The organism is Nocardia sp. NPDC051052 (assembly GCF_044456045.1).
GTDB lineage: Bacteria > Actinomycetota > Actinomycetes > Mycobacteriales > Mycobacteriaceae > Nocardia.
Genome location: NZ_JBITFL010000002.1, coordinates 286,742 through 305,605, shown reverse-complemented (window position 1 = coordinate 305,605; position 18,864 = coordinate 286,742). Strand labels below are relative to the sequence as shown.

The 18,864-nt window shown below is 65.6% G+C and carries 15 protein-coding genes; 5 read left to right on the top strand and 10 right to left on the bottom strand.

Annotated elements, in window-relative coordinates; genetic code table 11:
- Window positions 1-58: 58 nt before the first annotated feature.
- Window positions 59-472, bottom strand: coding sequence for a VOC family protein (locus ACIBCN_RS06375; RefSeq protein WP_396990454.1), 414 nt, complete (start codon window positions 470-472; stop codon window positions 59-61).
- Window positions 473-688: 216 nt separating this feature from the next.
- Window positions 689-1,045, bottom strand: coding sequence for a DoxX family protein (locus tag ACIBCN_RS06370; RefSeq protein WP_396990453.1), 357 nt, complete (start codon window positions 1,043-1,045; stop codon window positions 689-691).
- Between the two features lie 49 nt (window positions 1,046-1,094).
- Here ACIBCN_RS06370 and ACIBCN_RS06365 point away from each other — a divergent pair, with 49 nt between their 5' ends.
- Both ACIBCN_RS06365 and ACIBCN_RS06360 read left to right on the top strand, forming a co-directional pair.
- The gene (locus tag ACIBCN_RS06365; RefSeq protein WP_396990452.1) at window positions 1,095-1,466 is read left to right on the top strand and encodes a winged helix-turn-helix transcriptional regulator; all 372 of its coding nucleotides are present in this window, start codon (window positions 1,095-1,097) and stop codon (window positions 1,464-1,466) included.
- A gap of 1,071 nt (window positions 1,467-2,537) precedes the next feature.
- On the top strand, window positions 2,538-3,182 hold the full coding sequence (locus ACIBCN_RS06360) for an MspA family porin (RefSeq protein WP_396990451.1): 645 nt from the start codon (window positions 2,538-2,540) through the stop codon (window positions 3,180-3,182).
- Window positions 3,183-3,288: 106 nt separating this feature from the next.
- On the opposite strand, the gene ACIBCN_RS06355 is transcribed toward ACIBCN_RS06360, so the two are convergent.
- Together ACIBCN_RS06355 and ACIBCN_RS06350 are read right to left on the bottom strand one after the other, a co-directional pair.
- Window positions 3,289-4,224 carry an alpha/beta hydrolase family esterase gene (locus ACIBCN_RS06355; RefSeq protein WP_396990450.1) on the bottom strand — a complete coding sequence of 312 codons (936 nt, stop codon included), beginning with the start codon at window positions 4,222-4,224 and terminating at the stop codon, window positions 3,289-3,291.
- A gap of 83 nt (window positions 4,225-4,307) precedes the next feature.
- Window positions 4,308-4,484: a hypothetical protein gene (locus ACIBCN_RS06350; RefSeq protein ID WP_396990449.1), complete on the bottom strand. Its 177-nt coding sequence runs from the start codon at window positions 4,482-4,484 to the stop codon at window positions 4,308-4,310.
- 489 nt (window positions 4,485-4,973) lie between these two features.
- On the opposite strand from ACIBCN_RS06350, the gene ACIBCN_RS06345 reads away from it, so the two are divergent.
- Window positions 4,974-8,846, top strand: a complete 3,873-nt coding sequence (locus ACIBCN_RS06345; RefSeq protein WP_396990448.1) for an AAA family ATPase — start codon at window positions 4,974-4,976, stop codon at window positions 8,844-8,846.
- A 143-nt stretch (window positions 8,847-8,989) separates the two neighbouring features.
- Window positions 8,990-10,336: a family 1 glycosylhydrolase gene (locus ACIBCN_RS06340; protein ID WP_396990447.1), complete on the top strand. Its 1,347-nt coding sequence runs from the start codon at window positions 8,990-8,992 to the stop codon at window positions 10,334-10,336.
- A 30-nt stretch (window positions 10,337-10,366) separates the two neighbouring features.
- On the opposite strand, the gene ACIBCN_RS06335 is transcribed toward ACIBCN_RS06340, so the two are convergent.
- From ACIBCN_RS06335 to ACIBCN_RS06310, 6 genes are all read right to left on the bottom strand, one after another.
- Window positions 10,367-11,368, bottom strand: coding sequence for a ketopantoate reductase family protein (locus tag ACIBCN_RS06335; RefSeq protein ID WP_396990446.1), 1,002 nt, complete (start codon window positions 11,366-11,368; stop codon window positions 10,367-10,369).
- Window positions 11,365-12,561 carry a nucleotide disphospho-sugar-binding domain-containing protein gene (locus tag ACIBCN_RS06330; protein WP_396990445.1) on the bottom strand — a complete coding sequence of 399 codons (1,197 nt, stop codon included), beginning with the start codon at window positions 12,559-12,561 and terminating at the stop codon, window positions 11,365-11,367. The genes ACIBCN_RS06335 and ACIBCN_RS06330 overlap by 4 nt, the downstream gene beginning before the upstream one ends.
- Window positions 12,558-13,757 carry a hypothetical protein gene (locus tag ACIBCN_RS06325; RefSeq protein WP_396990444.1) on the bottom strand — a complete coding sequence of 400 codons (1,200 nt, stop codon included), beginning with the start codon at window positions 13,755-13,757 and terminating at the stop codon, window positions 12,558-12,560. Before ACIBCN_RS06325 ends, ACIBCN_RS06330 begins: the two co-directional genes overlap by 4 nt.
- A gap of 12 nt (window positions 13,758-13,769) precedes the next feature.
- Entirely contained in the window at window positions 13,770-14,768 is a 999-nt protein-coding gene (locus tag ACIBCN_RS06320; protein WP_396990443.1) for an SGNH/GDSL hydrolase family protein, read from the bottom strand.
- A 37-nt stretch (window positions 14,769-14,805) separates the two neighbouring features.
- Window positions 14,806-16,299 (bottom strand): cellulase family glycosylhydrolase, encoded by a 1,494-nt coding sequence (locus tag ACIBCN_RS06315; RefSeq protein ID WP_396990442.1) that lies wholly within the window; start codon window positions 16,297-16,299, stop codon window positions 14,806-14,808.
- A 74-nt stretch (window positions 16,300-16,373) separates the two neighbouring features.
- Entirely contained in the window at window positions 16,374-17,630 is a 1,257-nt protein-coding gene (locus ACIBCN_RS06310; protein ID WP_396990441.1) for a lipase family protein, read from the bottom strand.
- Between the two features lie 540 nt (window positions 17,631-18,170).
- Here ACIBCN_RS06310 and ACIBCN_RS06305 point away from each other — a divergent pair.
- Complete coding sequence (locus ACIBCN_RS06305; RefSeq protein ID WP_396990440.1) at window positions 18,171-18,857, top strand: hypothetical protein; 687 nt, start codon at window positions 18,171-18,173, stop codon at window positions 18,855-18,857.
- Window positions 18,858-18,864: the final 7 nt, after the last annotated feature.

The window sequence follows — 18,864 nt, the reverse complement described above, 5'->3', positions numbered from 1 at the left end:
GGATGTGTTCGTCGTACTGGGCAAAGCCGTTGCCCGTGATCTTCGTGGGCGCGGTTGGTCAGTTGGTGATGTTGAATATCCAGCTGATGCCGAATCGGTCGACCAGCGAGCCCGCTTCGTCGCCCCACACTTGTTTTGCCAGAGGCAACGTTACGGTGCCGCCGACCGACAGCTGCTCGAAGTAGTCGCGGAGTTCGTGGTCGTCGCCACCGAGGAAGACCGCGACGTTGTTGCCCGGTCGGTACGCCGGGTGACCCGGCCGGTTTTCCGGAAAGTCCCATGCCATCAGCGTGTACCCGGCGGCAGTGTCCAGCCGAGCGTGCATGACCTTGTCATTGTCGGCCGAGCCCGGTGAGCCGAAGTCCGCGACCGTTCCCACCTCGAGATCGCCACCGAAAACCTCTCGGTAGAACTCCATCGCCTGCCGCGCGTTGCCCTTGAACGTGATGCACGGGTTGGCCTGAGATCCCATCAGATCGCTCCTCTATAGCGTGACCGTCGGCCTGCCCGATGTCACCCCGGTCACCTTGCCAAATAATCACGACACCTTGTGTCGTGATTATTTGTGAGACTTTCTCTTAGCTCTATGCCTATGGTTCGCGGGGGGATTCGTAAATCCAGGGCCTGGTCGTCCTCGCGTGCGGGACTTTTGCGCGACTTCGCCCAGCCGTCGAGTTCGAACGTGAGCTCAGGCGCGGAGAATATTGAGACCGAGCACGATTGACGTCGCGATCGAGAACGCGAGGAAGACCACGGCTCCCAGCATGTTCCGGTCACCGCTGCGGATGTGGGCGACGATCGCGCCGCCGAAGTAGAGCACCAGACCGATCGCGGCAGCGATTGCGAAGGGCGGGAACCAGATGCCGCCGAGAAGACCGGCCGTCGCGGCGATCTGCAGGCTCCCGAGCACGGTGAGCTGAGAAGTAGTGAGGTGGACCGCTTCCGCGAATTGGCGTATCCACGCTGGGCGGACGAACTTCATCACGCCGGACTGAAGCATCGCGACAGCGAGCAGGACGGACAGGATCAGAGCTGCGATGTGCATGATGGCAACGCTAGGAACCCTATAGGTACCCTTTGGTAACCTTCGGACCGTGAGCCCTCCTGCCGGGACCATGTTCATGTCCGACTGTCCCGCCCGCACCGCAATCGAGATCATCGCGAACAAGTGGTCCGTAGTCACCCTGTACGCGCTGACAGACGGGCCCAAGCGGCACAGCGAACTTGTCGCTCTGTCCGGCGGAATCTCCCGAAAAGTGCTGACCCAGACCCTGCGCCGCTTGCAGAGCAACGGCCTCATCGATCGACAGCAGTACGCCGAAGTGCCCCCACGGGTGGAATACAGCCTGACCCCGCTCGGCCGCACGCTCCAAGAACCGATAGCGATCCTGACAGAGTGGGCGCAGGCGCACGGAGAAGCACTGGTCGACTTCCAAGAATCGACAGCCGCCAACCCGACGCCCTAATTCACATCCTGGCCCCACTTTCGGGTGAGTGCACCTCGACGAGGATCTTGGAATCCCTGGGCGGATCATTCGCGGGCCGGGTCTCTGGATGGCCCGATCTGCGGTGCAGAACCAGCGATACTCGGTCGTTTAGGGTGGCGTTCGGGCTGTCCCCTCCTGGCGGCCCGAACGCCGTGGATCGGCATCGTTGCCGTCCGTCACCACGTCGTTGTGGTGGTGGGCCGGGGAGATGGGGTAGCTGGTCCTCGTCTGGCGAGTCGGCTACTTCGAGACTGCGGGCCGCGCCCTTTCGGGTTGAGCGGTCCGCGGTAATCGCGAAATCTCCTGTGGCACCGAACCGGTCAACCGCGCCCCGGACATTCGTTGCGAATCTCCTTCGGACTGTTGTGTTCCTCCGGTGTGGCCCGACATAAAGGTAGAAGCGGCGACGGCTGCCGGGCGAGCTGCCTGCCGCGCCGAAGGAGTAGAAAGCGCTGGTAGAGCAGCCTTTCGTAGTTCTCCGGTCCGGCGGCCCGCCGCCGTTTGATGAGGTGCCGCGTGCTCTGCGCTGTTGCCTGTTGAGCGCTGTTCTTGTCCGGACCGGACAGCCTGACCACGCATTTCGGCGGGAGCATGGGACAGGGTGCGCCCGTCGGCGCGGAACGGGGTGATTTCGGCTGATCGAGTGTCTATCGGCCGAGTCTGCATCGCGCCCAAATGTCCTGTGATGCTCGTTGATTGAGAGTGCCCTGGTCTTCGGAGCCGCCTGGAGCGTTTCGCCGCATGTCCTGTCCGGTCCGGATGAGAAACATGCACTGAACTGGTCCGATGCCGAAAATCGCACGGCGAGTAGATAAACCGGGCCGGACAGCGGCCGAACCGTCTCGTTCAACGCTGCCGCCGGACCGGACAACTCACCGCGACCCCGGTACCAGTGGTTTCGCAGTAGCTCGAGGATCAAGGACCTCGGCTGGCGATAGGGCGCCGTCCTACGTTTCTGCCGGGTCGAAAACGTCCCGAGAGACACCGCGACCGGAGCAGTCGTCAGCGATTCGCTCGACAGCGCGAAGCACGAAGGTTCGGGAGGAACGTATGAGAATCGCATCGGCACTCGCTACTGCCGCCAGCATCGCCGGGATCGGCCTGGCGGCCGCACCGTTTGCCAGCGCGGGCCTGATGGCGCCGCACGAGAAGACCTACAACGGCCCGGAGGGCGTCGAATTCACGGTCGGTCATACCGATGAGGCGTTCAATCCGATCGCGCCACAGAACGGCATGCCGGCCAACCGGGAGGTGTTTCTCGACGACACCTTCTACGGCCGGGTCGACCCGCGCTCGACGGGCACACTCAAGGCGGGCTATCTCGTCGCCTGTGCGGTCGACGTGACCGCCGGCATCGAACTCGGTGCCACAGCCGGCCTCGATGCCTCGATCAAGGTGGGCGTCAGTGGTGACGGCGATTCCAGCTCACCGTCCGCGAGCGCGAGTATCGGGCCGAGCTTCCACGTCGGAGCCGGCATCAAGCTCGCGATCGCACCCGGTGAGATCAAGGACATCCCGGCCGGAACGAAGGACATCGCACCGGGTCACACCGGATACCTGATCAGCCGCGACTTCCATGTCCTTGTCAAGAACTGCGGCGGCCCGCTGACCATCGTCTCCTACTCGATCATCGAGGCGAAATCGGCAGCGGTCACCGGCACCCAAGCGGTGTATGGAGACCCGATCTTTCTGTAGGTCAGCGACATTCGGGCGGCGATGCGGTGCAATACCGCATCGCCGCCATTCCCAAGCTTTCGGTATCCGCAAAGCGCGGCTTACGGGCGTCGGTGAAACGCCGGACTCACTGTGGCGAAAGGTGGTATTGCAGTAAGAAATCGATCGTCTGGCGAGCGGCTCCTGTTGCGTTGCCGATGAGTTCGTGGCCGCCGCCCTCGATAGTGAGCAGCTGCACCTGCGCGGGGCCGAATTGATAGACCTCGAGAGTGCGTCCATCGGTGAATTCGGAGTCGGGATCGGCATTCTGGTGTTGGATCGATATCAGGTTGGGTGGTGATGGGGTGTTGTCGAGGGCGAGTTGGTCGGTGCCGAGCCATTGTCCGAGTGCCAATCGGCCGATCAGGGGGGAACTTTTCGGGTCGGTGGCGTCTTCGATGAGGAAGACCGGCATCGGGCGGGCTCGCGGGCCCATTTCGTGGAAGGCTGCCTGGCCGGTGAGGTCGGTGCCGAAGCGGTAGGCGCCGCCGCACCAGGGGCTGATCGCGGCATAGAGATCGGGGTAAGCCGCGCCCATAGTTGTGGTCATCAGCGCGCCGGCGGAGTGCCCTGCAAGGTAGGTGCGGTCGGGATCCAAGCTGAACTGTGCGCGCACAGCCTCGGTGATGCCGGCGATGATGGAGGGTTCACCGGCATCACGGTGCTGATCGGCGTCGTTCATGAAGTTCCAGCAGCCGAGGGGATTCGCCGACGGCAGCTGGACGGGAAACACCATCACCAACTTTTGCTCCCGTGCCAGTGCGATGAGACGGCCATCGGCGGGATCGGGGCGTAGTGCGGCCAGTTGCTCTTCGTCGGTGGCGCCGTAGCGCATGCAGCCGTGCAGCCACACCAGCAACGGTCGCCCGGCGATATCACCGGGCGGGGTGTAGATGTAGTAGTGGCGGGTGCCAGCGGCGTTGCTGTACTCGGCCTCGGTGACGGTTCCCTGCTCGTCGGCGTGTGCGGGGGTTGTGCCGAGAAGTGTCGCCGCAACGAAGGCGGCGGCCGCGGTTGTGCGCATTCGTCGCGTCAGGCGAGCGGCCCGCGGTTGGTTCGTGCCGGGAGTTCGTCGCGTCGCCCCGGGCTGGCGCGCGCTGGGGGTGATCATGCTGCGCGATTCCGCTTGCGGGACAGCGAAACGATCCGATGCTGATCCGTGAGCCACATGCCGGTAACGTCGTGGGCGACTAGCGCGGCCGCTTCCGGACTGTGCACGCGGACCTGGGTGTGGGTACGGCTGGTCTGCATCCGGCAGATGCGGGCGCCGATTTCCTGTGGCATCAAGTACCCCTCCAATTGCTTCCTCAGCTGTCATTCCGGGCACGGCAGGGTTGCTGCCAAAGCTGGGACAGGCCGGCCCCGACCTAGGCGCAGCAGTGGCACGAGCTCGGGGGCGAACCTGCAGTGTCCGTTATGGTTTGCTTTTCAAGCATCGGCACCGACTGGTGTAGTTGCACCACCGACGCATCACCATCGGGCGTGAAAACGCTTGTCAGGCAAGCGCACAAGCTTTCCTGAGCGGAGAGAAATCAGGCGTGACGCGGCATGTCCTCGCCGTGTGAGTGGTGTCGTTCGGCATGCGACTCGCCCGGATCTCCTGACGCGCAGGGGATTCCATGCAAGGCGGTGATCATCGGAGCCTGCCGAGGGTATCGTCGAAGTGGTTGTACTGCAGGGGAAGCGGTTGTGCCGCAGCGGAAGAAACCAGGGGAGTGGTGACGTTGATATCTGGAAATCACCTATGGTGCAGGCAAAGTCGATGCGCGGCAGATGGTTGAGACGTCAGGGGACCGGGAAGTCGGTAGTTCACCTCGTAAGGTCTTCACCCGGCAGTTCAACAGCCTGTGGGAGCGCGCGGGAAACCCCGTCCTGGATCGTGTTGCGCGCACGGCCAATCAACGTGAGGAAGCAGCCAAGGGGCATACCACCGCGACGGTCACCGCCCAGCGGCTCAGCGATTGGCGCGCCGGCGCCATCCCGGCCCGGTGGGATGTGCTTCGACCGGCGCTGCTGACGCTGATCGATCTGGCAAAACAGTCCCGAAAGCAGCCTCCCGCAGGACTTCTCACCCTGCGGGATTGGCAACGCCTGTGGGCTGCGGCCAATGGGTGGAAACCGCCGGAGGACGCCGATTGCCCGTATCAAGGCCTGGCACCGTACTTACCCGGCGACGCCGAGCGGTTTTTCGGCCGCGAACGCGCGACCGACGACCTGGCTGCGCTGGTCCGATCGACCGACCGTGCCGGCGGCGGGATCGTTGTTGTGTTCGGCGCCTCCGGCGCGGGCAAGTCGTCGCTGCTCGCCGCGGGGCTGACCCCTGCTCTCGGACCCGAATGGACGATCACCACCAGCACGCCGGGCCCGGACCCCGCCGCGATCGAGATCCCGTCGGATTGTGGCGGTCGGCGCCTGATGGTCGTCGACCAGTTCGAGGAACTGTTCACCGCGGCAATCGATGACGACGCCCGCAGGGCGTTCATCGACGGGTTGCCGCGCTGCACGGATCGGGGTGCCACGGTGGTGGTCGCGGTGCGCGCCGACTTCTTTGCACCCTGCCTGGACTATCCGGTGCTGGCCAACGCCATCACGCAGCGCCCTTTCCTACTGTCCGCGATGAGCCGCGAAGAACTGACCGATGCGATCACCCAACCGGCGGCCAGGGCGGAATTCAAGCTGGAACCGGGCCTGGTGGACCTGATCCTGACCGAATTCGGCGGGCTCGGGGAGGTCGCCGATGGTGATAGTTCGGGTGCGCTGCCGCTGCTGTCTCACGTGATGGAGGAAGTCTGGCATCGGCGCAAGGGACGCAAGCTGTCCGTCGCCGGATACCGGGCCGCGGGCGGTGTCGCCGGGTCCGTGGCCCGCACCGCCGACACCGCGTGGCAGAAACTGGATAACTCCCAGCAGGCAGCGGCCAAAGACATTCTGCTGCAGATGGTCACCATCGGCCGCGACACCCGCGATACCCGGCGCCGGGTTGCCCGCGCTGATCTGCTCGCGCATACCAGCGACCCTGACGCCGCGGCGACGGCGCTGGAAACCCTTGCCTGGGCGCGACTGATCACCCTCGACACCCATACCGCGATCCTCACCCACGAGGTGGTGATCGACGCCTGGCCGGAGTTGTGGAAATGGATCGAGGCCGATCGCGAAGGCCACCTAGTGCGTCAGCGGGTCGCCGCCGACGCCGCGGAATGGGCCGCCTCGCAACGCAACCGAGCCCTGCTGTACCGCAGCACGCGCCTGGCGCAGGCCCGCGAACATTCGCCGAGACCGATCGGGCAGACCGGCGAATTCCTCACCGCGGGCATCCGGCAACATCGACGGCGCATCGCCACCCAGGCCGGGCTCGCGGCGGCGGTGGTCGTGCTGCTGGTCGCCGCGCTGACCAGCGTCGTCCGTGCCGACATCACTAGCAGGGAACGCGACGAGGTCTTCTTCACCACCGTGCTGAGCGAGGCCGACCGCCTGCAGAACAGTGAACCGACCTTGTCCGCCCAGCTCGGCCTCCTCGCACAGCGACTGCGCCCTGGCGATCCTGATGCCGCCGCACGTCTGATCGCGAGCCAGAACCTGCCGGTGGCGCACACCTTCAACGATCACGACGGAGACTTCATCGGGCTCGTTTACCTCGACAACGGCCTGCTGGTCACCGCGGGTGACGATCACGCCATCCGTATCTGGAACGTGCGCGACCCGGCCACCACCGCCCCGACGGCAACGATCACCGACCACACCAGCCAACTGACCAGTATCGCCGGGCATGGATCGACGCTGATTGCGGGCAGCGCAGACCACACCGCGCGAATCTACGACCTGTCCACTTCCGAACAGCCCCGCTTGCTACACGTCGTCGACACCGGGACTCCGATTACCCGCCTGGCGCTCTCGCACGACGGCCGCACTGTCGCTGTCGCCCACGACGACCAGGTCACGCTGTGGGATATCACCGACCCGCAGACAGCGAAACCGCTCTTGCCCTCTCTCACCGTCGGTGAAACCGTCTTCGCGGTGAGATTCACCAGTGGCGACAAAGCGCTGGTGACGGGAAGCAGTATGGTGCAAGGCTCGTTCGGCAAGACGCTCACCGCCCGGATGTGGGACCTCGACTCACCATCGAGCGCCCGTACCGGAACACAAGTCGCGCAAGTCGTCGACGGATCAATGCTCCTGGCTTTCTCCGCCGGCACGCCGCTGCTGGCCGCCGCAGGCCGACGGTCGTCGCAGTCACCCGGCAGCGACGCTGAAATTCAGTTCCTGAACATCGAAGACCCCCGCCATCCCAACCCGGCCGCCGCGAGCTTCTCCGTGCCGTCCGCCTACGACCTGATCAGCATCATTCTCAGCCCCGACAGCCGGACTCTCGCGACCGTCACTACCTTCGGCACCACACTGTGGAACCTGGCCGACCTCGCTCACCCTGCACTCTTGGGGCCGCCGCTCACCGCTGCGGCGACCTGCCCGGGCGCATCCGACACCCGGCGATGCTCCGCCCTGCCTGCGGTCGCGGCCTTCAGCCCCGACGGACGCTACTTCACGATTGCCACCGTCGGCGGCACGGTGCAGCAATGGTCGCTGCCGAGCACTACGCCGGCGGGCCAAGCCGGACAGATCCAGCCCCCGGCGGTCAGCGCCGACGGTACCCGGATGATCACCACAGCCCACGGCGCCGCCGCCCGCATCTGGGATATCCACGACCCCGCGGCACCGCAGCTACTCGGCACCGTCGACAACGTCACCGGAATCACCGGCGTGTCCGGCACCAGCTATCCCGTCGTGAGTTTCGACGGCCGGTTCGCGGCACTGACAATCAACGGAGTGGTCACGCTCCTCGACATCGCCGATCCGGCCAGACCCCGTGCGACACACAGTTTCCCGGAAGCTGCCGGTGTCGCGTTCGCCCTCGACCAGCAGGTCTTGGTCACCCTCTCCCGAGGGCCGGTCGCGGAGTTGATCGTCTGGGACTATGTCGACCCGGACCGGCCGGTGCAGCGCAGCGCAGCGCTCGTTGTGCCGTCGTCGGGTGGACTGTCGCGCACGGGATTTCAATTCGCCGCCAGCCGCGACGGCAAGGTCGGTGCCACCCTCGCCGACAAACTCAACGTATGGGACACGCCGGTGTCGCTGAAGCGCTCCACTGGGCCGGTCGGCACCACCGTCGCCGACTGGCTCGGCAAGGGCGGCGGTCTCGCGGTCAGCCCCGACCACCGCACCGTCGTCGCCGGATGGGACGCGGGGACAGTCCGCGTCTTCGACATCGCCGACCCGGGAACCATTCGGCCACAAGGAGACCCGCTGGCGGCCAGCAGAAGTGCTGTCTCCTCGGTGGACATCAGTCCCGATGGCCGCCGCCTGGCCACCGCAGGCACCGACTCCACCGTCCGGCTTTGGACCTTCACCGACCCCACACACCCCAGCCCGTACGGTCCGTCCCTCACCCCACCGGGCTCGGGCCGCTGGCATGTCGCCTTTCACCCGAAAGCCAACTACCTCATCGGCACCGGCGGCCAAGGCGCACTACGACTTTGGGACCTCGAACCCGATCACGCCGCACGCCGCATCTGCTCCCTCACCGCCAACACCATCACCACCGACCTCGGCACCTACTTGCCGGGACGGAAGCTGCCGCCACTATGTCCGTGATCGCTTGCTCGACGGCTTGTACCAGCCTCGCGCCACCCGGTCGAAGCGGTGCGGCGCGATCAGCGGATGGTTGAGCCCGGTCCGGCAACGTCGTGAGTTCGGCCGCGATGGCTTCAGAACTCTCTGTGAAAGGTGAAGACATCATGCGACGATTCACCCGGCGAACCGCCTTCGGTCTCGCGGCAGCCAGTCTCGCCGGCACCGTCATCGGCCGACCCGCACCTGCTGCCGGGCGGCCCGCGCCGCCTGTCGATCTGCCATCGCTGGGTCGCGAATTCCTTTGGGGCGTTGCGGGTTCCGGATTCGACAATGAAGGTCACACACCTGACAGTCACCAGCGGCGGCTGTTCACCGAACACACCGTGCTCGCCCAATTCCCCGATTGCGTGGACTTCTACACTCGGTACCCAGCTGATATCGCGCTGGCCGCCGGCCTCGGGGTCAGGGTGTATGGCATCAGCATCGAATGGGCGCGGCTGCAGCCAAGGCCCGGCGAATGGGACGAGGCCGGTTTCGAATTCTACGACCGTGTGCTGGACGCCATGAGCGCCAAGGGGATTCGCCCGATGCTCACCCTCGACCACTGGGTGTATCCGGTGTGGATCGCCGACCGTGGCGGTTGGGCCGATCCGAGCATTGTCGAGGCGTGGCTCAGCAATGCCCGCACAGTGGTGGACCGCTACGCACCCCGAGACCCACTGTGGATAACGGTGGCCAACCCCGGCGCATACATAAAGTTCGAGTCGCGCGACACTGTGCCTGCCACCGGCATCCCGGCGATGGCGTTGCTGCTGGCCGACGCGCACAACGCCATCTACGACCACATCCACCAGGTACAACCAGGTGCGCAGGTGACGATGTCGATCAATCTCGCGGCAGGCACGATCGCGGATGCCACAGAGAGTCTGATCCTGGATCAGATCATCGACCGCTTGGATTTCGTCGGGCTCGGTACCTCCCTCAGCTTCTCGCTGGACACTCTGCCGCAGCTGGCAGCGCACGCGATCATCGCCCCGCAGGACCTGAGCAACCCGCTGACGCACGCGATACAGCCGGAGTCGATGTATTACGCGCTGCACTATTGCGCACACAGATTCCCCGGCAAACCGGTGTATGTGGTGGAAAACGGGATGGTGACGCGGAACGGCCTGCGAGACGACGGGTATAGCCGCGCCGACCACCTGCGCGACACCGTCTACTGGTTGCAGCGCGCGCACGCCGACGGCATCGACGTGATCGGCTACACCTACTCGGCACTCACCGACGGCTTCGCGCGGGGCAGCTACGCACTGCGTTTCGGCCTCTACACCGTCGATGTCGTCACCGACCCCACCCTCACCCGCGTGCCCACCGACGCTGTCGCCGCCTACCGCACCATCACCGCGTCCAGCGGACTACCGAGCGATTATCGACCTACCCGACCACCAGCCATCTGCTCATTCGTCGACCTGCCCGACAGCTGCACCGACCCAGTGACCGTGCCGCGTTGAACGCCGACGATACGTAGCTCGAAGCAGTTGTCAGCGAACCGTTTTGGCCGCGTTGACCGCGACAGCCAACTCGGCGGGCAGCGGCGGCGCATCCGTGCCTGCCCGGGCACGCAATTCTCCCGGCAGCAACGACTCGAGGATATGTGAGTGGATCGGCGCCGGGGCCTGGATTCGTAGCCCGGCGGACACGATCGCGCCGCTGAGATCGAACAGTTCCGACGGCCGGCCTGCCGCTATATCCCGTTGCATGGAGGCGACGCCGAGCGGCGGGAAGCGATCGAATTGTCCGAGCGCCAAGTCGACATCTTCGTCGGTGACGGCAACACCCGATCCGCGGGCGATCAGCGCGGCCTCCCGCATCGCCGCACGCAACAACCGCAAGGTCGGCGCATGCGCGCGGATTTCGCCGGCGGTCCTGCCGGTCAGCGCGCCGACACCGGCGAACGATCCGGTGAGCATGAGCTTGCGCCAGAGGGTCAGCTCGAGATTCGCTGACACGATCGCGTCGATACCGGCTCGGCGGAAGGCTGCTACGACGGCATGGAATCGGCTGGTCGGCGCCGCGTCGACCAGAGCGTACGGTGCCAGTTCGAGGTGCGGTGGGTGACTGGAACAGTGGAAAACCCCCGGCGCGCGCCGCTCGGCGATCATCACGCAGGCGCCGACGACGATGGCTGCCGGATCAATCGTCTCGGCCACGTGATCACCGGTGGCCAAGCCGTTTTCGGTGGTGACGACGACCGTGTTCGGTCCGATCGCCGCCAGCACGAGGGGCATGACGGAGTCGAGCTGCCAGGTTTTGACGCACAGCACCACGACATCGAACACATCGGCAGTCCCGGTGGGTCCGATGACATCGATTCGGTGCACGCACTGCCGGTCCGCGTCGTCGACCAGGATCAATCCGTGGTCCTCGATCGCTTGCTTCGTCGCGCCGCGCGCGAGAATCGCCACCGAGTTCTCCGGCTCGGCCGCGAAAATACCTGCGAGACAACCACCGACGCCACCCGCGCCCACGACCAGTATCCTCATCCGCCGCGCCTGGCCAGCGAGGTATGCGCGATCAACGCCTCGACGCTCCCAGCGCCCCGGGCGATTCCGTCGTCGGCTTCCAGTTGCCTACGCAGTTCGCCGAGATTGGTCCGGTACTGCGTCGACTCGAGGGTTTGCGCAACGAGTTCGGACAGCGAGCATTCGGTGTCACGCGGGTACCGGCCGAGCCCCAATTCGGTGAGTTTGGCCGCATACAGCGACTGCTCGTGATTCTGCGGGAAACCAATGATCGGCACGCCTGTCAAGATGGCCTCCATCATCGAGCCCGTACCGACATGGCTGACGAACACGTCGCTGCCACGCAGCACCGCGATCTGCGGAAACCGCGGCCGCACATCGAAATTCGAGGGTATCGGCCCGAGTTTCGTGATATCGACGGTGGATCCGATGGACATTGCCACAGAGAGATCGCGGTCGCCGAGTTCGCGAAGACAGCGCCGGAAGAACTGCGCGTTGTCGTTGAATACGGTGCCCAACGAGATGTACACGTTCGGCCGGTCCGTACCCGGCGGCTGCCAGGTATCGGTTTCGGTGTGTCCGGCAAGGCTGGGACCGATGAACTGAAAAGTGTCGTCCAGGCGTTCGCTTCCGATCTGAAAACTACGCGGGATGGATACGAGGTTCAGCCGATCCGCGGGCGGCACGATCCACATGATTTCCGGCGGTGAAATCCCGGCTCGACGCCAGGCGGCGGCTCGATCGGCGCGCTCGCCTGGCTCCGGCTCGAACGAGCCGTACACCGGGGCGAAGAGCTGATCGTCGACCGCGAAGGTCGGGTACAGCCCGACCCGCGGGATGCTCAGCGTCTCCGCCAGGCCGTAGCCGAGGTGGGAGATGAAGTTGACGCACAGCACGTCCAGCGGATCGGCCCGGAAATGTTCGGTCAGGCGGTCGAGGTCGTTGCCGAGTTCGAAGTTCGCTTCGGCGGTGGCCGCACCGAAGGCACCGACCTGTCCGCCGCGCTCGTAGGGATCGGTGAATACCCTGCCGTAGCTGGAGGATCTGATCAGGGCCGCGCCGGCCGCGGTGATCGGGTCCGCGAAATCGTTGGTGCCGATATAGGTGACGCGATGCCCACGCGAGATCAGCGCGCGGGCCAACGCCAGCGACGTGATGAAGTGACCTGACCGGGACGGCACCGCGAAACCGATGTGCGCCGACGGCTTGATCATCGCGCCGACTCCAGCTGTGCCGCCACTTCCTCGAGAATCCGCGCCGCGGTCTCGGTCGACATGGTGTCGGGAAACCAGACCAGTTCGATGGACAGCCTGTTGGCATAGGTGGTGACGAAATAGCACCGAGGCGGCACGCCACCGTCCTCGGTGAACCCCCGCACATCGGTCACGGTGAGATCGCCGGTCGACATGTTCGGGAGCACACCCATGTTGGAGACACCGGAGACATCGATGACCGGGTTCCACTGGGTACCAGGGTTGCTCGCCTCGTATCCGAGCACACCGCTGGTGAGATCGTGGGTGAGTTGCTCCTGCAGCGCGACCCCCATCGCGACAACCGTGCTGTCGGGCGCGACCATCGCGGCTGACCAGGAAGATCCGACCAGATTGCGCACGCCGGCCGCCGCGACCGGCGGGATCAGGACTTCACGCAGGTCGACATAGCTTCGAATCGCCATGGGCCGCAAGTCGATTCCGCCCAGAAACCGGCGCTCGGCAACGAGCACGGCGGCGCATAGTATCCCGTGCACCGAGGTGCGCGCTTGTTCCGCTGCCGCGAGCACGCGCCCGGTCACGGCCTCGCTCATTCGGATCCGGCGCCGCCCTGGCGCAGTACCGGACTCGAGCGGCAGAGTCGCGTACGGCAGGGTCCGGCGCCGCAGCGCATCGTCGATGTCCGCCTGCGCCGGCGTGGCGAATCCGTGCTCTCGCAACACTGTTCGATCGCTGTCCTGCAGGCGCGGGGCACGAATCCCGGCGGACGGATCGGCGTAGCGAGACCACAGCCTGGCGAAGACCTCGACGCACAGTCGCCCGTCCCAGATCGCATGATGGGCGACCATGGCGACGAGATACCGCTTGCCGGAGCCGACGATGTCGAGACGAACCATGTTGCGCGACTTGTCGACCGGTGGCACCACCTGATCCCAGTAACCGTCGCGATCATCGGCCGACACCGACTTCGCGGTCCCATCACCGGCCAGCAACCGGTCGCTGTCCGCGCCCGCGTCGACGGATCGGCATGACACCACCGGGTATTCCAGCGCCAGCGCGTCGTACGCCGCGAGCATCCGCGCGACGTCGAGCTCACCGTCGACGGTCGCGGCGATCACCACTCGGGCGTCTCCGGCGAGGAAGTAGCGTTCGCCGAAGGATAAATCCGCCAATTGCACTGGAGTGATGTCGGTGTTCATGTCATCCTCCGGTCAGCCGATCCCCTCGGCGATTCGCGCGCCATTGAGGTACGTGCCCTCAACGGCATGTCCCTGCAGCGTCTGGTGGAACGGAAAGAAGGACTGGCCCGGATCGGCCACCCCGGTCCAATAGGAATCAGCAGCGCACGCATCGTGGCCGGCGGTGGGCGGGCGCAGTGACCAGAACCCGAGGCCAAGCTGCTCGGCCGCGTCGCGTTGGGCGGACTCGACGGCATCGGAGAGCTTGTGCGCGTAAGCGGAACGGGCCTGCGGCCACGGGACCGGTATGCCGACCACATGAGTGCAGACGAACGGGACGCCGACCGGCGGCAGCGGGTCGGGGTAGCCGACCAGCTTGATGGCGACGTTGGGCGCTGCGGCGCGGATCGCGCCGATGATGTCGCCGCGCAGTCCCGCGGTGAGCCGTTGGGCCAGGCTGGCGCCGGTGACGGCGTTCGCGTCGAGATAGAGGTTGGGATCGACCCGATCGTCACAGCCGCGCAGGATGTCCACCATGCACAGCACCAGCGTGTAGACGAAGCTGGACTGCTGTCCCGGGTACCAGGTGTCGTTGCCACCGATCTGAATGGTCACCAGTTTGGTTGCGGGGCCGAGCATTCCGTCCTTGATCGACTGATCGACCTGGGTGCGCAGGTTGTTGACAGGCTCGATATCGGTCGTCGCGGACTGGCACGCGTAGTCGGCCCAATCGCCCAATTGCGGTGCGCCGAGGCCCCATTCGCCCGCCAGGGTCGACGGCCAGCCGTAGTTCGTCCGGCCGCACGCCACCGGATTGGGCGGGGGAACAGTTTTCGGCTGTTGCTGCAATTCCGGCAGACCGAGTGGACCGCCGCCCCCGGCGTATACCGCAGCGGTCTGGCTGTCGCCGAACGAGATATACCGCACGCCAGGGCCGTCGGCCGCGGCGGTCGGCATCGGCGCGGAGACAGCGACAATGCCACTCGCCGCCAAGGCGGCCACGACACCGAGCCGGATACGCGAGAAGTTCATCGTCGTCTTCCTTCCTCGACTCACGACGGAGTGGCCGTCAGCAGCCCTGGTTGTCGGGACCCGTGCCCGCCTGCACCGTCACGGAGACCTGCCCTGCGCCCGGACACGACTCGATCCGCAGCTGCCCACCGGGTTCCGACACCCGGCGACCACCGGCGACCTGGACGTGATAGCCGCCGGGGTACTGACGGTCCGGTGTCGCGATCAGCGTCTGCGCGCCGGCCGGAAACCCGCCGTCTCCGGTGGCCCGTGCGGTGCTCCAGGAGTAATCGAATTGCTTTGTCCCCGGATCGAATCGCCACGGCCCCGGCGTACCCGAGGTCAGTTGCGGGTACGGCCGCGCCAGTACGTCGAGCAGACTCGGATTGACCGACACGGCCTGCGCATCGGGGTCCGCCGACACCGTGGCCGGGTCTCCGCCGAGATAGGTCCAGTGGAACCAGCCGACCTGCCGATTGTCGAAGATCGCTATGTTCTCGTTCAGCGCGTCGTGCGCACCGGTCGCGCCGAACTCCGTCACGACCGCCGGGGTCTGGGTGGCGTCGGAGTATCCCTGCGCCTGCGCCGCACCCGACTCCCACTGCGGACCGCAACCGACACCTGTGCCGCCGGCGAAAGCCGCCACGACACAGTAGGAATTGAAACCATAGACAGTGTTCGGATCCGGCGGCGGACCAAGTTGCGGGCTCGCGCCGAAGCTGGAGGTAATCAACCCGCCCAGCCAGATCGGGGTGGCCGGGTCGTTGTCTCGAATGGCCGAACTGACGTCACGTCCTAGCGCCTGGATACGGTCGGCGGCGACCGGCGGACACGCATTGGCCAAGCAAGGCAGGAACGCGGAGCCGGCAGGCGGCTGGTTGAGCGGGCCGTACCCGATGACTCCACCGACGCCGGAGAAATACCCCGCCATATGCCGCCACATCGCGAGGAATCGATCACGAATACCCACACCGCCGGGTCCCTGACGATTGTTGTAGAAGTTCTCACTCGCCTGCCAGTAGGCGGGATTGGTGATCGCACCGGTGGCGGGATTGCCTGGGACAGTAGGGAATCCGTCCTCGATCGAGGCCCAGTCCGGCGCACCGGAACCGCCGTACTTGGCCGACCAGAGATCCTGGTGCAGCTCGAGTACAGTGCTGATCCCGCGGCTGTTGAGCATGGCCACGGTCCCGGCGATGTCGGCGAGATACCCGTCGTCGTACTGCCCCGGTTCCGGCTCCACCGCTGCCCAGAACACCGCGATCCTGGCGGCGTTGAAGCCCTCGCGAGCCAGCAGATCGGCGTCCGGGTCGCCGAAACCGGCCGCGGACGGGCGATAGGGCGCACGTTTGACCGCGACATTCTCACCGTGCAGGATCACGACGCGACCGGCGCCGTCGACCATCCATTTGCCGGCATGACCTACCGAACCGGCGGCGGGCTTGCGTAGTTCAGTGAAGTCCTGCGCCCCCGCGGGACCGGCACCGGGCGTGGCGGCCAACGCAATCGCGAAAGCGCTCAGGATCACCGCGGATCGAACCGCTGGTTTCACCTTCGGTCGAAGATCAGCTGTTATCGGTGTCAGCATCGAGGACCTTCCGACGGATTGATGGTTTGGACCGGACATCAGCAGTTCGCAGGCCCGGGATCGGCACCGTTCACCACTCCCAGCAGCCACGGCATCGCGCCACCCGCGCCGAACACGGTCAAGAGGAAGTGCTCGAGTACCGCGACCCGGTAGTACCGCACGTTCCCGCCACTGCCGCAGTAGTTCCGCACCACCGAGTCCATGCCCAGGTCGGCGGGCACCACCTGGTCGCTCATGGAATGCCAGAGGAACAGCGGCAGATCCGGAGTATTGCCCGGCCTGCCGAAACTCGCCTCGGTCAACGGGCCACGGATATCCGGATCGGCGAAGGCCGCGCCGGGATCGATCAGGCTGGCGCCGATCGGGTGGCGCAGCACGATGTCGTTGGAGGAATAGGTGCAGGTACCGTTCAGCTGCGCCGCCGTCTGCTTGCCCTCCGCGTTGAGCTGCCGATCCAAACCATCGAGCACCTGCGGGTATTCGCGCGCCAGGCCCAGCAGGCTGACCCACAGCCATCCGCTGTACAGGCCGCCGGCCGGGCTGGCAGCGTACGGGGCGAGGGCGACCTTGTCACCGGGAACACCGCCCGCGGCGACGCCACGGATCGCCAGCTCCGGCGCATAGTCTCGGTGCTGTTCCGCCGCGGACAACGAGGCATTGCCACCACCGGAATACCCGTAGAGCCCGATCGGCGAATGCTCCAGCCCCAGCCCCGCGCGCTGGGTAGCACGGATCCCGTCGAGCACCATCCGGCCTTCGCTCGGCGCGCCGACCGCACTGTACTTTCCGTTGAAGTCGGTCACCACCAGGGCCGTGCCGGACGCGAGCAATGGCGACATGATGTACATCTCATTCAGCGTGCCCAGCTGCAGCTCCTGGGACGGATTGCACTGTGGGGCAAGGCCATCGATGAATGGCTGGTACGAAATCACCGGACGCGCACCGAGCGCGGGCACCCCGGGAACCAGCACCGAGGTGGCGGTCGCGATGGGGTTACCGTGCGAGTCGGTGCTACGGAACAGGATCTGCGTGGTCTGGATCGGCACCGGTATGACGGTCCATCTGGACTGCACGACCCGAGTTCGGATCACATCACCGTTGTTCAACTCCGCCAGATTCGGCGGGTCGTCGTACCAGGGATCGCCGTCCGCTACGAATGTCGCTGCCCCCGGTGGGGGATCGGCAATGGCCGGCAACGTTCCCGACGCCACGATCGCCAGCGTCGTGGCGACCCCGGCGACCACGCGACGTGGCAGCTGACGCCTGGTACGGGAGGGCGAGCACACTTCATTCACCGAAGCTCCATCCACAGAGGGCATTGGCTATATTGTGCAAATGAGCAGCTATTCGTCCGACACGAGACTACCAAAGGTGGCGGCGCTTGCCGCAATCCCCTCTATTGTTGTGTTCGGCACACTTGTCGCGTAAGCGATATTCCGACGACGATCTTCATTTCAATGGCTCAGGCACCGAGAGGACATACCGTGCGCTCATCGCGAATGCGACACCGAGCTCTTGCCATGTTCCCCACGGCTGTTGCCGTGCTATGCCTTGTTTCGTTCGGCATGATGCCGGATATCGCCTCGGCCGACGACGGTTTCACCTCCGATGGTCGACCATTGAGCGACATCGGAGAACCCGGCCCGCATGCGACTGCCGAAACGTTGTCCATGCACGATTGTGATTCTTCTGTGTGGGGACAGTTTTGGAGCAATCTGTTCCTAAATCTTGGAAACCATGAAAAGTTATCTTGTAGCAACGCGTTTCCCTCGGGTACCGAGTCGGTCGGCGGGGTAGGCCTGTTCTACCCATCGGACATCGCGACGCTGGACCGAGTGCCTGCGATCTTCTACATGCCCGGCTTCATGGCCGAACCAGCGTGGTACGCCGCCAGCGCGCGGTACTGGGCCAGCTACGGATACGTCGTCGTAATGCCGTACGACCTGTGGAACTCGACGGTGGAACTGCCGCTGATGGGGGCGCAGACCCTGGCGGGCGCCAACAACGATCCGAACAGCCCGCTGCACGGCAAGGTCGACCTCGGTCGCGTCGTCATGGCCGGGCACTCCGGGGGCGGCGGCGCGGTCGCGATGGGCGCGGTGCTCCCGCCCGACGTCTATCGCCAGATCGATCCGGCATTCCGAATCATCGGGGCGGTCCCCACCGAGTCGTCCCCCGTCGCGGCGGGCTTCGTCTTCGATGTCCCCACCCTCTACCTCACCGGCTGCGCGGACGCCATCGTCTGGCACTGGTATCTCATCAGGTGGCTGGGGTATCAGACAGCCTTGCGGGCCCCCGCCTATCTGGCGTGTGTCCGGGGAGCCAACCACAACACCCCGATGGACGGCCCGGCGTATAACGCGTTCGCGCCGCTCACGTTGGGCTGGGCGCAATACCTCGCCAAGGGCGACCAGGAAGCGGCCAGGTACTTCGTCGGGCCACAGTGGTCGCTGCCCGGCGACCCCCGGGTCGAGTACGCCTTCCGCAACACCCTCGCGGATGCGCTACCGCCGCCCGCCTGACCTCGGC

Bases quoted from the DNA above. Each gene is read 5' to 3' on its own strand.
- ACIBCN_RS06375 (WP_396990454.1), bottom strand. From the start codon at position 472: ATGGGATCTCAGGCCAACCCGTGCATCACGTTCAAGGGCAACGCGCGG.
- ACIBCN_RS06370 (WP_396990453.1), bottom strand. From the start codon at position 1,045: ATGCACATCGCAGCTCTGATCCTGTCCGTCCTGCTCGCTGTCGCGATG.
- ACIBCN_RS06360 (WP_396990451.1), top strand. From the start codon at position 2,538: ATGAGAATCGCATCGGCACTCGCTACTGCCGCCAGCATCGCCGGGATC.
- ACIBCN_RS06355 (WP_396990450.1), bottom strand. From the start codon at position 4,224: ATGCGCACAACCGCGGCCGCCGCCTTCGTTGCGGCGACACTTCTCGGC.
- ACIBCN_RS06350 (WP_396990449.1), bottom strand. From the start codon at position 4,484: ATGCCACAGGAAATCGGCGCCCGCATCTGCCGGATGCAGACCAGCCGT.
- ACIBCN_RS06345 (WP_396990448.1), top strand. From the start codon at position 4,974: ATGGTTGAGACGTCAGGGGACCGGGAAGTCGGTAGTTCACCTCGTAAG.
- ACIBCN_RS06340 (WP_396990447.1), top strand. From the start codon at position 8,990: ATGCGACGATTCACCCGGCGAACCGCCTTCGGTCTCGCGGCAGCCAGT.
- ACIBCN_RS06335 (WP_396990446.1), bottom strand. From the start codon at position 11,368: ATGAGGATACTGGTCGTGGGCGCGGGTGGCGTCGGTGGTTGTCTCGCA.
- ACIBCN_RS06330 (WP_396990445.1), bottom strand. From the start codon at position 12,561: ATGATCAAGCCGTCGGCGCACATCGGTTTCGCGGTGCCGTCCCGGTCA.
- ACIBCN_RS06325 (WP_396990444.1), bottom strand. From the start codon at position 13,757: ATGAACACCGACATCACTCCAGTGCAATTGGCGGATTTATCCTTCGGC.
- ACIBCN_RS06320 (WP_396990443.1), bottom strand. From the start codon at position 14,768: ATGAACTTCTCGCGTATCCGGCTCGGTGTCGTGGCCGCCTTGGCGGCG.